Source organism: Acidimicrobiia bacterium, assembly GCA_016650365.1.
Taxonomy (GTDB): Bacteria; Actinomycetota; Acidimicrobiia; order Spongiisociales; family JAENVV01; genus JAENVV01.
Genome location: JAENVV010000247.1, coordinates 1 through 13,203 on the forward strand (window position 1 = coordinate 1; position 13,203 = coordinate 13,203).

A 13,203-nucleotide genomic window follows, 5' to 3' on the forward strand; every position below is an offset into this window, starting at 1 on the left:
ACTGCCCTCGAGCAAATGTCCGACGAGGAGGCCGAGGCAATGCTCCGACGACTCGACGCCGGAGACCTGTGATGAGCAACAAACTCAACGCTCGTGGCCGCGTTCACCAAGACGAGTTTCCCTCGCTCGTCGGGACGTTCGCAGAACGCGCCAGTCAATATCCGGACCGGGTTGCGATCGAGGCATCCGGGCGGGCCATGACCAACCGACAGCTCCTCGACTGGTCGGCGTATCTCGCCGATTCCTTGGCCAAACACGGGGTGTCTCCAAGTACCCGCGTGGTCATCATCGGCCCCCGCGGCCCGGCCGTGGTAGCGGCCATGCTCGCCACGCTCTCTCGGGGCGGAGTCGTCGTTCCCCTCGACTGGTCGACGCCCGCCGACCGGCGCCGCCTCATGGTCAGGGACTCCGAGGCGAACCTGATCATCCAGATCGGCGAGGGAGTCGCGATCGAGTCAGAGGGGATTTCGTTGCTACGTATTCCCGCCTGGCCCGACCAGGAGTTGGAAACCGGAACACTCGAAGTCGTCGCCAGGTCTTCATCTGATCCGGCATACATCTTCTTCACGTCGGGATCGACCGGAAAACCGAAAGGGATCCTCGGCTCATCGGGCGGTTTCACGCAGTTCATGCACTGGATGGCGGAGACCTTCGAGATCGGCGAGACCGACCGGGTATCCCTGAGCCGCAATCTCGGGTTCGATGCCGTAATGCGAGAGATCTTCGTCCCGCTCATCAGTGGAGCGCGGATCGTAGTCACCCCCGATCCCATGGACCCGGACGACGCGATCGCCTGGCTCCGAAGGCAACGGATAACCATTACGAATGTCACTCCGTCCCACGCCGAACTGTGGCTCGAAGGTGTCGAAACCTCCACATCGAGCCTCCGTTGGGTCTTCTTCTCGGGAGAGATCGTCACTCCCCGTCTCGTTTTGGACTGGCGGGCCCGGGTGAACCCTTCGGGCGATCTCGTGAACTTCTACGGTCCAACCGAAACCACATTCATCCGCACCTTCCACGTGATCGGTGACGTCACTCCCGGCGAACCTATCCCCGTAGGGAGACCCCTTCCGGGAACCGAGATCCTCGTTCTCGACGAGCACGGCCAGGAGGCCCCGAACGGTGAGATCGTCATCCGGACCGACTTCGGCACCCTCGGGTATGTCAACGTCAAAGACGACCAGAGCTTCGTCTCCAATCCGCTCACTGGTGATCCCGATGACATCGTCTACCGAACGGGGGATGTGGGCACCAGGCGAGACGATGGGACTTTTGTCGTGTCGGGAAGAACCGATTTTCAGATAAAAATTCTCGGCGTGAGGGTCGAGCCGGAGGAGATCGAGGCGATCCTCGAAGAGCACCCGGGCGTCAAGCGGGCCGCAGTAGTCCCGGTCCAGAACGGCGGTCGGATCACCCGGCTGGATGCAGCCATCGTGGCGACATCCGATGCGCCGACGACCGCATCTCTCCGGGATCACCTCCGCTCGAAGGTCTCCAGGGTCGCCATCCCGGCCCGATATGTCGTGGTCGATACATTGCCGGTCAATGCGAACGGCAAAATCGACCGAGCCCAGATCGCGACCATGGTTGGAGAATCGACCAACTTGACCCCCGATCGCCCAACTAACCCCCCAGATCGAATTGCGTCGCTTTCGCAGGCGAAACGGGCCCTATTGGAACGTCGCCTCTCTGAAGCGTCGTCGCGGCAGGAGCCCGCACCACAAGACACCGCCAGTCGGATCGCCCAGTTGTCGCCCGCCAAGCGTGCGCTGCTCGAGGCACGAAGTCGGGCGTCCTCTTCGGACTCTCCTCACGTAAAACGCGCCCCCTTGTCTTCTGCCCAGTTGCGGCTCTGGGTGCTGGACCGCATGTACCCGGGTAGTGCCAACTACAGCATCACGAAGATTCACCGTCTCCGAGGTCCACTCGACATCGAAATCCTCCAGCGTGCCTGCGATCTCATGGCGACGCGCCATGAGATCCTTCGCACCCGATACGTGGCAACCGATGGGGAACCCATCCAGGTCGTCGATGCGCCTGGTCCAATTCGGTTCGTCGTGATCGATCTCGGCGAGCGGGCTGGAGATAGACAGGCCGAAGCCGCACGGATCGGCCAGGAGGAAGCGGCACACTCGTTCGATCTGGCCAGCGAACCGGTCTGGCGGACCACCATCGTGCGGATCTCGTCTGAAGAACACATCCTGATTACCGTCGTGCACCATATCGCCAGCGATGGGTGGTCGTTGCCGATCCTGTTCAGCGAGCTCTCTGCAACGTACAACGCGCTCCTTGCCGGATCCAATCCAGAACTTGATCCGATGCCGATCCAATACATCGACTACGCGATCAGGCAGCGCCAATCGCTCGACGACGGAACGTACAAGCCAGATCTCGCCTTTTGGCGTGGGCAGCTGGAAGGCGTCCCGGACTCGATTGACCTCAAACCAGACCGGCCACGGCCGGACATCATGACCTTTACCGGGCGCAATCACAGGTTCGTACTCACGAAGACCGACCAGGCCCGCTTCATGGCACTGGCCCGTGAGGAGTCCGTGACGCCGTTCATGCTGAGCCTGGCGGTGTTCGTCTCGCACCTTCACGAGCGCTCGGGTAGCGACGACGTCGTCGTTGGCATTCCCAGTGCCGACCGGGGCTCTGCCGACACGCAGGGCTTGATCGGCTTTCTCGTCAACACGCTGGCAATCCGACATACCCTTGAACCAGGATCAACTTTTCGCGAGGTTGTCCGTTCCGTCCGTTCTTCGCTCCTGGCCGCCTATGACCACCGCGAGGTGCCATTCGAGCAGGTGGTACGGACGGTTGCTCCGGCTCGCCATGCCGATCGCACGCCGTTGTTCCAGGTCTTCTTCCAATTCGGTGTGTCGGCATTCGCCGCCGATCCGGCTTTCGCCGACGTCGGAGCCGAATCCATCGAGAGAGTGGCTGAGGCATCCAAGTTCGACTACACAATGTACCTCGGGAACGACCAGACATCGATAAACGGAAACCTGGTCTACAACACCGACCTCTTTGACGAATCAACCATCGTCAGACTCGTTGAAGACTTCGACGACATCGGCGACCGCCTGGTGTCGAATCCCGACGCGCCGATGCATACCCAGTCGCGCGAGGTCCTAGCTTCACCAAACCGGACGATGGCTTCCCCCCGCGCCTCGCTGACGACGGATGAGGTCGATCCAGCACTACTTGCCCGCATGTGTGAGATCTGGCGCGAGGTGATCGGTACCGAAGTCGGCCCCGATGACAACTTCTTCGAATTGGGCGGTCACTCATTGACAGCGATCCGGGCCTTCTCACGGGTCGATACCGAGTGGGATGTCGGGTTGCCGATCAGCACCATATTCGAGGCACCCACTCCGCGATCCTTCGTACGCGAACTCGAGCGTTATCGAAGCGGCGAACCGGCGCCCGAACAAGCGCCGCCAGCCGCCCAAGGCAACGAACGGAGTCCTCTGTCGTTCGCCCAGCGTCGGTTGTGGTTTCTCCAGATGCTGACACCCGAAGTCGGCAACTACCACACCCCGTGGCGTTTGCGCCTTAAAGGGGGGCTTTCATTGCCGGCGCTGCACTACGCAATGGACAGGATCGTGACGCGCCATCCGGTATTCCGGACGAAAATCCAGGAAGAAAATGGTGTCCCGTTCCAGGTGGTTGAGACACCATCGCCGCACCCCATCGAACTGGTCGAGGTCGAAGCTTCCATGGACCTGGCGGCTGCGCTGCGTCACGAGGCGTTCGCACCGTTCGACCTCGCCACGGAATACCCGATTCGCACCAAGGTCTTCCGCATCGCTCACGACGACCACATTCTCTCGATCGTGGCGCACCACATCGCTACCGACGCCGATTCCATGGAACTCATTCGTCGCGATCTCCAAGAGCTCTATACGGCGCACGTCGAGGGTCGTGCCGCCGAATTACCGAACGCGGCAACGACATACGCGGAGTTTGCACGGCACCAGCAACAGCAACTGACGGCGGACGATCCCGATCTGAACTGGTGGCTGAGGGCCCTGGAGGGTTCGACGTCGAGTCTGGATCTACCCACCGACAGAATCCGACCACCCCAGCCGGAGGGAGAAGCCGGGGTCGTTCGGTTTGAGGTCGATCGAGAAGTTTCCGCAGAGGTCGAGCGTCTGGCGCGTGACGAAGGTATGACATCGTTCATGACCTACCTGGCCGTTTATGCCCTCCTCGTCCACAGATTCACCCGTCAGAACGACTTCGTCATCGGGATCCCGAGCACGGAGCGCAATAACCTGGAGTTGGAGAACGTTGTCGGCTTCTTTGTGAACCCGGTTCCGATCCGGATACGAATCGAGCCTGGTCTCACCATTCGAGGACTGCTCAAACACATCCGCTCGTCGGTGCTCGAGGCGCTGGCGCACCGACACGTTCCATTCGAAGCTGTCGTGGAACATCTCGACGCACCGAGGGATCCGTCACGGACACCCATCTTCCAGACGATGTTCGACATGAGATCCGGACAATCGCCGGGAGTTTCGTTGCCGGGTCTTTCCACCGTTCCGCTGGGCGTCGACCTCGGCTCTCACCCGGCGAAGTACGACCTCCGGACCCACGTCACGAACCGAAACGGCGGGGTGACTTTCCTCATGGAGTTCAGAAACGACCTCTTCGACAAAGACACGGTGCTCGCCATGGCCGAGCATTACACAGAACTGCTTCTGGTCACCGGCAAAGACTCGGACCGCCCGATCGAGTCTCTGCGAGCTGAGGGTCCCACCCAAGTGCCTGAGCCAAGATCGATCGCCAACACCCGGCTCATCGACCTCACCGACCGAATGTTTGAACAAGTCGGGTCGGCCGTTGCCGTCGTCGATGGCAAGAAGTCCTATTCCTACGGCGAGGTCGCCGCGGCGTCGCATCGGATCGCCACCGCCTTGGGAGACGCAGGCATCGAAGCCGGTGACGCGGTGGGCGTCCAAATGCCGCGGGGCGCCGACATCGTTGCAGCGATCGTAGGGATCTTGCGCTCTGGAGCGGTCTACGTACCCCTCGACCTCGCCTATCCGCAAGCGAGGGTCGATACGATCGCGCAAGACGCCCGACTGAAAGCGATTCTGTCACGAGGCAAAGACATCCACAATCCGCTCATCGAGGTCAGAACAGTGTTGGGCAAGCCCGACCCGGAAACGTCGGATCGCATCGCCTACATCATGTACACGTCGGGTTCCACCGGGTCACCAAAAGGTGTGGAGATCGAGGAACAGTCGATCGTCAACCTCGTCTGCGAACCGAACTATGTCGACCTGTCGCGCGATTCGGTCATCGGGTTCGCCTCGAACACCGGGTTCGATGCGGCAACGTTCGAGATGTGGGGGGCTCTTCTCAATGGAGCGACCCTTTACGTCCTGGACAATGCCACCTTGCTCTCCCCGGAAAAACTCGCAGACGCCATCCGCTCCAGCGGGATCACGGTCATGTTTCTGACGACCGCCCTGTTCAATGCGGTGATTCGCCATACCCCCGCCGCCTTCGAATCGCTTGACACTCTCCTCGTCGGAGGCGAAGCGGTGGACCCGGACGCCGTTCGGTCGTGTCTCGAATCCGGTCCGCCGCGGAGACTGGTGAATGCCTACGGACCGACCGAGACGACCACGTTCGCGGCATGGAAACTCGTCACGACCGTGCCGGATCGTGCCAGAACCGTTCCGATCGGGACCGCTATTTCAGGCGCGTCGGTTGCCGTAGTCGACGCGAACCTCAACCCGCTCCCCACGGGCGCCCCCGGCGAATTGGTCGTGGGAGGGCTCGGTGTCGCCGCCGGATATCGCGGGAACCCAGAATCCACTGCAGAGCGATTCGTGAACCTTGGCGGGCAACGGGCGTACCGGACAGGAGACCTCGTACGCCGCCGGCGTGACGGCGACATCGAGTTCCTCGGAAGAATCGACCGGCAGATCAAACTGCGGGGATTTCGGATCGAGCCGGGTGAAATCGAAGCCCACCTCCGCAACCATCCCGGGATCAAACAAGCACACGTCGTAGTGCGATCCAGCGGGGTTGATTCACGACTCGTTGCCTACGTCGTCGGGCAAGTCACGCCACAGACGGCCCTTGCCCATCTCGCCCCGCTCCTACCAGGCTTCATGATTCCATCCGCGATTGTCGTGGTCGACGCCCTGCCCCTCACGGCAAACGGCAAGGTTGATGAGGCCGCTCTCCCCTCTCCCGCAGTGGCCCCCCGGGCGTTCCAGCCACCCCAGGGAAGCGCTCAGATCGCGATGGCCCGTCTGTGGGAGCAGACGCTGGAGATCGAAGGCATCGGGGCGGATTCAAACTTCTTCGACCTCGGCGGACACTCCCTGCTGGCTATCCGACTCATGGCAGCCATCGAGAAACAGTTCGGCGAGCGCCTGCCCCTCTCGGCTTTGTTCGAGGTGCCGACGCTGGCCGCACTAACCGACCGGATCAGTGCGCCGGCACCTGAGAGAACCAGCCTCGCGGTCACTATCAGGCCGGGCGCCGGACACAATCCCATCGTCTGCATGCCTCCGGCCGGGGGCAATGTCATGACGTATGAGTTGATGTCTCGCACCCTTGACGTCGGTCGGCCGATCATCGGTATTGAGGCCGTCGGTCTAGATGGGAAGTCTTCACCACTCAAGACGATCGAGTCGCTAGCAGACCACTGCCGCGCTGCGATGAAATCAGAGGGACTCACTGGTCCATACGTTCTCGTTGGTTACTCCTTGGGCGGGCTTATCGCGTTCGAGGTGGCCAGGCGGCTTCGTTCCGAGGGAGAAGCCATCGAACTCGTCGTGGTGATCGATGCCCGTGCGCGCCCGGGCGGCACAGTCGGCGCCAGCACCGAAAGGAAACGATCGCCGAGCCCCCACTCTGAGGAGCGCTACCTCAGGCGAATGGGAAAAGGCCTGGCTCGTCGCACGCGTCGACTCGGCGGCCGCCTCCGCCATGGGCCGAAGACGGTCATCGCTCGCCTTACCGATCGACCGCTCAGCCCTCGGCTGGTCGAGAGGCTGATGTTCCGGGCAGCGACGAAGGCGGCCTCGACCTACGAGCCAGGGCCGTACGATGGACGGGTGCTCTATATCCTGGCGGGTGACCCCGCCGACCCGTCGAAGGGTCCGGCCATCGCTGCCTGGCAGGCGGTCACCGGCTTGAATCTCGAAGTCGTTGGGGTGGCCGGTACCCATCGGGGCGAGCAATCACTGATGCGAGCTCCCCATGCCGAGATGGTGGCGACCTACATCGCGGCGGCTCTCAACGGGACACCGGCTCAAGTGGAGGATCCGAGATGAAGTGGCCGGCGTTCCGACGCTATATGAGGCTCTATCGCTCCTCGCGAGGCCGACTTCTAGGTGGGGTCGTTCTCTCAGTTCTGAATGCGCTCACCTTGATTCCAATACCGATCTTCGTCAAGCAAGCCATCGACGACGCCATCCCGGAGGGCGACGTCAAGCAGCTGTTGCTGATCGGCGCGGCAATTCTCGGGCTGACCCTGGTTGGTGCTGCGCTATCGCTGGGAGGCGGATACGTCACGGCCTCGGTCGTCCGGGATGCCATCAAGCGTCTCCGGCGCGACGCCGTCGAGAAACTGTTCCTCGTGAGTCGGACATTCGTCACATCCCAGGAGCCGTCTGTTCTCCATGACCAGATCGTCCAAGAGTCCGAACGCATCGATCGCGGGACCAAGGCAGTTTTTGACACCTATCTTCCCGGTTTCGTGGTCGTGATCGGGATCGGAGTCGTCCTCGTCAGGATGAATTCGGTTCTCGCAGCCGTGACACTTGGCTTTGGCCCCGCCATCATGATTTCGGGTCGACTCCTGGGGCGGGTTCTCCGGAAACGGGTTCGCCATCAACACCGCATGTTCGAACACTTCAGTCGTGACGTTCTGCGCATCCTGAGAACCATGGACTTGATCCGCACCCACGGAGCAGAAGACATAGAGATGGATCGGATCACCATTCGGGCGGCCGAGTTGGAGGAGGCCGGTGTACAACAATCCGTCTGGAACAAAGCGTATTCGCTTTCCCAGACCACCTTGCTGGCGCTCGCCGGAGCTACCGTTCTGATCGTTGGCGGCATCTTCGTGACCCAGGACAAACTGACGTTCGGAGATCTCATCTCGTTCTATGCCGGGTTTGCGCTCATGCGCGGCCCGCTTGGAGGAATAGCCCTTCGCGTGCCGGCGGTGATCGAGGGCTTCACATCTCTCGCCCATCTCGACACACTGCTCACAGAAGTGGACGCTCGGCCGTATCAAGGGTCGAAGCAGATCGACTTTACGGGTCACATTCAAGTGGTTGATGTGACGTTCGGATACGGAAAAGACGTAGTCTTGAATGGCGTCTCACTGGAACTGCACCCAGGAAGCGTCACCGCCATCACGGGTCCGAACGGCTCGGGGAAGTCAACCTTGGTCAGTTTGATTCTCGGCTTCTACCGCCCGAGCCGCGGCCAACTCCTGGCCGACTCCGTTCCCTATCCCGACATCGACATGATTTCGCTTCGCAGGATGATGGGGGTCGTCCCGCAGCACACGGTGCTCCTATCCGGATCAGTAGCCGACAACATCACGTATGGTCGAAGCGGACTGAATCGTGACGACATCGATCGGGCGCTCAAAATCGCCGAGGCGTCATTCGTCGAGAGCCTACCGGATGGACTGGACACAAACGTCGGCGACGAAGGCGTCTTTCTTTCCGGTGGTCAGCGGCAGCGACTGGCCATCGCCCGTGCCGTCATCCACCGGCCGAGCATCCTCATCCTCGATGAGCCGACAAACCATCTCGACCGGGACGCCCTCTACGCCGTCATCAACAACATTGCCACGCTCCGGCCACGTCCGGCAGTCCTGCTGATCACCCACAATCCTTCTGTGCTTGGTGGGGTCGACGAAGTCATCGAACTCAAAGACGGTCGCATCGTTTCGAGGTGAGATTCGGCGCGACCAGCGTCGGCGTTTCTACGCCGCCGCGATGGCCGATGAGGCCAGGACCAGTTGATGGCGCCATATGGTCTGGACCGGGTACGTCATTCCCGCCCGCACGTCGGGAGCAAGGTCCTCGAGTAATTCGAGGGTAAGCCAGCCTGGTTTTGGTCCCGGTCGAGCGTGTGCCACATCAAAACCGAAGAGCTTCCCGACTCGTGGGGATAACGCCTTGTAGAGGGCCTCTTTGGCGGCAAAGACCGCCACCGGCGTCCGATCGGGCGCCGATTCGAGCAATGGGTTCAACCCGGCCCGTTCCGGTTCGGTCGTGATCATTGCCAGGAGGTCCGCGAAGTAGCGATGGAGGCTCTCGATATCCAGACCGACTCCTGACCAGTTCCTTTCCCAGGTCGCCGCGGCCAAGGCCGTCCCATCCGAGTGCGTGATCGACCCGATCGTGCCGGGAGGCCAGATGGGTTGGCGGCGATCACCGATCAGCACAGGAGTGTCATCCACGCCGAGGCCACGTAGCGCCTGTCGGGCAGCCGCCCGCCCCGCCGCAAACTCAAGGCGTCGCGCCTCCGTCGGCCTATCGCCGAGCGCGTTCAGTTCGCCGGCGGCGAGCGGGTCGCAGAAAACGGAATCCATGTCAATCTGATCCAACTCCACCTGCGCGAACCCGACATCATCGGCAAACGGCGAATCCCATCTGATGGCACCGCCCGATCCTGCTGAGCTCATCGTCCGCACCGGGGGCGTCGCAACCGGTTACAAAGATCGAAATTATCGGATAAGTTCGCCACGTAGGCCGACGATAGCGGTCCTGGTATGGCGTGAACGGAGTCAGACACCGATACCCACCCAACAACGAGAGCCTCCAGGCATGCTCCAGACTTCGCCCACCGCGGAGTATCTATATGGTCGTTCGAGTTGAATACAGCGATCTCAGCTGTCCGCGGCAGGTCCGATGGAATAAAACCCGCCGGTTAGGAACCGAAACAATGGATCGACGCCGTACGATGTTTGTGTCCAGTACCGCTGAGAGTCCCGACGGCAGAAGTGACGCTTTCCGGATGTAGTCCAAGGAGACGACCATGCTTCAGGCCGAACCCGTTTGCCTCCTCATCGCCGACATTTCCGACTACACGAAGTATCTTGCGGTGTCGAGCTTGATCACGCCCAGGACATCCTGGCCGACCTGATCGGGACCATCGTTACGGCGCTTCGCCCGACGTTCCGGCTTGCCAAGCTTGAGGGTGATGCGGCGTTCGTCTTTGCCCCGGACGGTAACCTCGACGGCTCGCTCTTGTTGGACACGATCGAACGCTGCTACTTCGGGTTCCGGCGACGCCGCCGGGATGTGACACAAGCGACCTCATGTCCCTGTAACGCATGCGTGCGCATCCCCGATCTCAACCTCAAGTTCGTTGTCCACCACGGCGAAGCACTGCGCCAGAAGATCGCCGGACGGGAGGAACTGCTGGGGCCAGACGTGATCGTTGTCCACCGGCTGCTCAAGAACGAGGTGGTTGAGCGACTCGGCATCAGCGCCTATGCCCTGGTGACTCGGGCCTGTGCCGACCAAATGGGCCTTTATCCAGAAGCACTTGGGATGAGCCCGTTCGTCGAGTCGTACGAGCACCTCGGCGACGTCGAGATGTGGGTCCACGATCTCGACCGCCGCTGGGGAGAGGAAGAGGCTCGCCAGCGGGTGTTCGTGACCCCCGAGCAGTCGTGGTTCACGGTGACCCAGGGCACAAGCGCTCCACCGCAGCTCGCCTGGGAGTTTCTCACCGCCCCTGGCCGGCGGCCTTCCTGGCAGATTGGCACCGACGAGGTCGTCACCGATAGCCCGGGCGGCCGACGGACGGTCGGCGCCACCAACCACTGTCGTCATGGCGCTGACGGCGGCGTCGTCGAAGAGATCCTTGACTGGCGTCCGTACGACTACCTGACAGATCGCGGGACACACATCACGCCCGTCGGACCCATCAAGATGCTTGAGACGATCGAACTTGAGCCAACCGCCACCGGGACCATCGTCCACTTCCGATACGCACCGCCGAAGAGCGCCAAGCACCAGGCCGTAATGCAAGGCCTCGAACCGGGATTCCGGGAACTCTTCGACGGACGGATGGCCGCCCTGACCGCCCAGATTGAGGCAGAAATGGCGGCCCGGCTAGCCGACCAGTCCACAGAGCCCGAACTGCCAGTGATCAGGCCCGGTGGTCCTCTTTCTGGCATTGCTCCAGACTGACAGGATGGCGAATGACTGTCGCTGCCCCGGGTGTACTCGAGGGAAGAGCGGCCCAGCCGCCAGTCCTGGTGCGTCCAGAACGATCAATGGACAGGTCCACGGGCGACCGTTTCCCGTTCGGGCGATGGACCGCTGTCGCTCATCGCTGAGTATCGATATGGTCGTTCGAGTTGAAGATGGCGATCTCAGCGTACGGGTTGTCCACACACGCCAGGGCTAGCTCGACTCCCTCCGCAACAGTGAACTCGCTCAGGTTCGGTTCGCTGTGGTATCCGCCTGCGCCATGGACCTCATCTCCTTCGTAGACAAGAGTTCCGTCAGAGAGCTCGATCGCTGATTCGTTGTGATTCCACGACGTTCCATGCGGCCAGATGACCGGAGACCGACCGTCACTCCCGGGTATTTGCAGGTATAGGCAATCCGATTCAATGACGACCACCCCGAACACTCCAGCGTCGGTGCCACCATTGCGCCGATTACCCTCGATCACCGGCCCGTGAACTGCCTCCGAGCATCCTGTGGTCGAAAGCATGGCCAGCAAGGCGACAACTCTCAGGGTTACCTGCCTTTGCACGGTCAGCTCCTCCTTGATGATCTCTATCACACTACGACCGTTATCGGCTGCGGTCCTTCCGTGCTGCGCCCGGCGTTGGCGTCCTCGTTCACTATGACCGAACCTTCCAGAGATCGAACCGACTCGCCCGAATCGGTGAGAATGGGGCCATGACGTCACGAGCGCATCCGTTCCGGTTCTATGACAATCGCGAGAAGTACCTGTTGTTCGTCACGACGACGAACGAGAAGGACAAGATCGCCCAGCGAGTCGGGCGCGAACTCGAACTACTTTCACCGTCGCCGCCGGCGATGCGTGTGTTTGATGCTGGGATGGGCGATGCGACTGTGCTGCATCAAGTCCTGGAGGAAATGCATCATCGGTACCCGACCATCCCGTTCGTCGTGGTTGGCAAAGAAATCAGCATGGAGGACACCCGCCTCAGCCTGATGAAACTACACACCCGATTCGCCGAGCACCCGGAAACGGTCGTGATCGTCACGAACATGTACTACCGCGAAGCTCCATGGTTGAGGCCACAATCGGGGCGCGAAGTCAAGTGGCGCGACGTTCCGTTGAAGGGAACGACCGCCCATGAGTTCGGGCGCCAACTGCGGGACCTCGGCGACCTGGTCGCCGACGGATGGCAAACCGAGTTATCGCCGACCACCGGAAACCCGCTCTACGTGGATCCGACGGTGCTTGTGCTCTATCGACAGGACCACGCCTTCGCCCTCGAACACCTCATTCCGAAGGGCGGCACTCTCGACGGCCAATACGACCTCGTCATCGCCGCTCAGCCATATCGGAGCCGGGCGAGCGCAGCGTTCAAAGTTGACAAGGTGCTCGGACCGCTGGCTGAATCGTTGGCGCCAGGGGGCCGGATGGTGGTGGTCCAAGCGACCGGTCGCGACCCGGGCATGGACATCATCCGGTCGATCTGGCCAGGCGAAGAGCCGTTCACGAGTCCCCGTGAGGCCATCATCGACCGGCTTGCCGAATCTCCTGTTCCACTGCGTATCGAGGGATCCGACGACGCCAACTCGTTGTTCACCTACGGGCTTCACGACCTGCCCGAACATTCTGACAGCAGCATCGGAACCTCGATGCTCATCGCGGCATGGAACGCGGCCGTGTACGTTGCTCAAATCGACGACGCCCGAACCGGCGAGGCAATGCGATCAGGAGCGGCCTACATCGAGGCAACCGAAAAGGTATTACAGCAGCACGACGGCTTGTGGTTCGAGAACGAATCCTTCGTCGTGGTGCGTATGTAAGGAATCGGCAGCTCTTTCCTGCCAGTTATGGAGCGACAACTCTCAAGGGGCTTGCGGCGGCTTGGTCCGGCATGCGGTAGGGAATGCTCAGCGAGGCGAGCCCCAGCAGAAACCAGCCAACACCGATGCGCGAGTACCAAACGGCATCTGAAGGGTCCCACACTTCGCGGGCGAGGGC

At 61.5% G+C, this 13,203-nt stretch carries 6 protein-coding genes; 4 read left to right on the plus strand and 2 right to left on the minus strand.

Annotated elements, in window-relative coordinates; translation table 11 throughout:
* The first annotated feature begins 71 nt into the window (after positions 1-71).
* On the plus strand, positions 72-7,304 hold the full coding sequence (locus JJE47_14125; protein MBK5268559.1) for an amino acid adenylation domain-containing protein: 7,233 nt from the start codon (positions 72-74) through the stop codon (positions 7,302-7,304).
* Positions 7,301-8,947, plus strand: a complete 1,647-nt coding sequence (locus JJE47_14130; GenBank protein ID MBK5268560.1) for an ABC transporter ATP-binding protein — start codon at positions 7,301-7,303, stop codon at positions 8,945-8,947. Before JJE47_14125 ends, JJE47_14130 begins: the two co-directional genes overlap by 4 nt.
* Positions 8,948-8,974: 27 nt before the next feature.
* On the opposite strand, the gene JJE47_14135 is transcribed toward JJE47_14130, so the two are convergent.
* Entirely contained in the window at positions 8,975-9,679 is a 705-nt protein-coding gene (locus JJE47_14135; GenBank protein ID MBK5268561.1) for a 4'-phosphopantetheinyl transferase superfamily protein, read from the minus strand.
* A gap of 373 nt (positions 9,680-10,052) precedes the next feature.
* Here JJE47_14135 and JJE47_14140 point away from each other — a divergent pair, with 373 nt between their 5' ends.
* Entirely contained in the window at positions 10,053-11,195 is a 1,143-nt protein-coding gene (locus JJE47_14140) for a DUF2652 domain-containing protein (GenBank protein MBK5268562.1), read from the plus strand.
* Positions 11,196-11,334: 139 nt separating this feature from the next.
* Here JJE47_14140 and JJE47_14145 read toward each other — a convergent pair whose 3' ends face one another.
* Positions 11,335-11,799 (minus strand): hypothetical protein, encoded by a 465-nt coding sequence (locus tag JJE47_14145; GenBank protein MBK5268563.1) that lies wholly within the window; start codon positions 11,797-11,799, stop codon positions 11,335-11,337.
* Between the two features lie 119 nt (positions 11,800-11,918).
* Here JJE47_14145 and JJE47_14150 point away from each other — a divergent pair, with 119 nt between their 5' ends.
* A complete protein-coding gene (locus JJE47_14150; protein MBK5268564.1) occupies positions 11,919-13,025 on the plus strand; it encodes a hypothetical protein in 1,107 nt (368 codons plus the stop codon).
* The last annotated feature ends 178 nt before the right edge of the window (positions 13,026-13,203 follow it).

What these genes read in the sequence shown, in the direction of transcription:
- JJE47_14125 (MBK5268559.1), top strand. Translation starts at nt 72, where the DNA reads ATGAGCAACAAACTCAACGCTCGTGGCCGCGTTCACCAAGACGAGTTT.
- JJE47_14150 (MBK5268564.1), top strand. Translation starts at nt 11,919, where the DNA reads ATGACGTCACGAGCGCATCCGTTCCGGTTCTATGACAATCGCGAGAAG.
- JJE47_14135 (MBK5268561.1), bottom strand. Translation starts at nt 9,679, where the DNA reads ATGAGCTCAGCAGGATCGGGCGGTGCCATCAGATGGGATTCGCCGTTT.
- JJE47_14130 (MBK5268560.1), top strand. Translation starts at nt 7,301, where the DNA reads ATGAAGTGGCCGGCGTTCCGACGCTATATGAGGCTCTATCGCTCCTCG.